The sequence below is a fragment of the Phormidium sp. FACHB-1136 genome (assembly GCF_014697375.1).
In the GTDB taxonomy this organism is placed as follows: domain Bacteria; phylum Cyanobacteriota; class Cyanobacteriia; order Phormidesmidales; family Phormidesmidaceae; genus Nodosilinea.
The window spans coordinates 1-2,136 of sequence record NZ_JACJRS010000234.1 but is presented as its reverse complement, the minus strand read 5'-3'; the positions used below and the strand labels follow the sequence as shown (position 1 = coordinate 2,136).

General features: G+C 50.4%; 2 protein-coding genes. Both read right to left on the bottom strand.

Going from position 1 to position 2,136, the window contains the following annotated elements; all coding sequences use genetic code 11:
* Nucleotides 1–185: 185 nt before the first annotated feature.
* Complete coding sequence (locus H6G62_RS26935) at nucleotides 186–1,358, bottom strand: hypothetical protein (RefSeq protein WP_190500887.1); 1,173 nt, start codon at nucleotides 1,356–1,358, stop codon at nucleotides 186–188.
* Nucleotides 1,359–1,379: 21 nt separating this feature from the next.
* A complete protein-coding gene (locus tag H6G62_RS26930) occupies nucleotides 1,380–2,024 on the bottom strand; it encodes an AAA family ATPase (RefSeq protein WP_199325275.1) in 645 nt (214 codons plus the stop codon).
* Nucleotides 2,025–2,136: the final 112 nt, after the last annotated feature.

The following is a 2,136-nucleotide window of genomic DNA, read 5'->3' as shown; positions in this document are numbered from 1 at the left end:
ATGCTGTTGAGGCTATCCATCGGTGCACCGTGTTTTACTTGCACCTGCACTCTATGCGGTGGATAGCTTTTTTCCAACCCAACCCCAAAAAACTGTCCGGAGTGTTGGACTACAAAACTCCCTTTGAAGTATTCTACTCAAATAAATCAGACACTGTTGCGCTTCAGATTTGAATTGGCGGAGTTTCAAGTATCTTGGATGTTCACAACAAATCCTTGTCGTTTCATCTGCTCCAATCGCTGCCGTACTTCTGCGTAATTTTTCTTACCCCAGGAACGTTGAACAAATTCAACGTATTCTGTCCATCCGGGAAGCTTGTCTTGCTGGATGCCAGCGACAAACGCGAGTGCTTTGCACATGAAGAGACTATGTCCTCCTCGTTCATCCCAGTTGCGGTCTACCCGAATTTTTTTAACGGGTATTTTTTGCTCTCCCAGTAGAGTAATCGTTAGTACGGGCTGACTAAAACGCCATTCTTCTCCTTCTTCCGCAAAAATGGCATTAAACTTTGGGGGCTGCGTGTAACAGACCGGGTCTGGAATCCGATCAAGAATACTCGGATTGTCAATAATTTTTTGTACGGATTCTCGCATCAACGAAGACAAGTTAGGAGCAGATTTTCCCCTTATTCCTTTTAGATCTTCAGCTTGCAACCACAGATACACTGGAGCATTAAACGTGGTACCCCAGGTTGCACCCAAATAATTTCCAGCCGTTGGATAATTCAGATCCTTGACTCGAAAAGCTGATAACTCCGGCATCGAGTCCACCATTTGAGCCATCAACGCTCGAACAATCTTAGCCCGATCTCTGTTTGGGATTTTGTCTGAGCCAGTCCTTGATATCGAATTTTGATTAAAGTAGTCAATAGCTTCAAAGTCTTTTGGGGCCAGTGGCAGCGCCAACGGTTCTCGATCTTCATCAGGTAGACGCATTCGGACAACAGGTACTCCTGCGTCCACAGTCTTTCTGGTCTCATCAATGACCATTCGGAGATACGTCATACCCCGACTTCCCAGGGACTCCCAGGCCCGAACCATTCGACTCGGCATCATCAGGGTGAAACCATAGTCATCGGTTTCTTCAACCAAATCGAGATCATAGCCGCACTTTTCCACGGCTTTCACAATCGACTCAGGCGCAACTCCTGTAGATTTGCTCAGATCAGCAATCGTCCGCCCTTCCATCAACTCCTTCCAATAGGTGTCGCCAGCACGAATGACACGAGCGCCGGATACCTCCCTAACGTTCCGATACAATTCAGAGTATTCTATGCCGGGGAATATCTCTGTGAGTTCCTTCATCCTCATTCCGCCATCAATCTGGAGTCGCAATGCTTGCGTTGTGTACTGAATCATAGTCCCTTAGCTGCTGGTTAATCATATTATACCAAAATACTGAAATACTGAAATAGCCCACGCTTCTGGATCTGGAAACCGAGGTCGATCAGGTTCTGCATGGCCCGCAGGAGCAATGACCTGTTGCGACTGTTGGTGTTTGGCGTTGAAGGTAGCGGGGCTGTCGAGCTGCATGAAGATCGCCCTTTGGTCGCTACAGGCAATGTGGGGCTTATTTTGCCCTCGGTCAAAGGGGTTGTAGGCCACGCTGACATCGGTGCCGACGCCTTGGGAGGGTTGGTCGAGTTCGTAGAGCTTTTGATTCTCGGTATTGGTGATGGATTCGTGGCTGATGTGGAGATCGCCATCGCGGAGGGTGAGCGCCAGGGTGAGGTGATTCCATTCGCTGGCTTGCAGGGCACAACCCATAGAAAAGCTGGATTCGCCCCGATGGCAGAGGTCTTCAACTCGCCCCCGCACGATGCGATCTGCGGCGTTGACGGTGTGTTGAATGCTGGTGAGCTTTTGCCCCTGGGCCAGCCAGGAGAGAAACCTGAGTCCTTCTAGGGCGTTGCTTTTACCGGAGGCGTTGGCACCTATCAGCACGGTGAGAGGGCCGAGGGGGAGCAGCCCGGTGCGATAGCTCTTAGAATTTTCGAGGATAAATTCGGACAGAATGGCGCTCATGATCTTCAATAGCCGTAGCGAAGGGATGGGGGTTCGGGCGACGGGGCGAGTGTAGCACAAGTCCCATGCCACGATTCTGCGTTGGGAAGCGCGGTTAGCGCGTCAGGGTGAG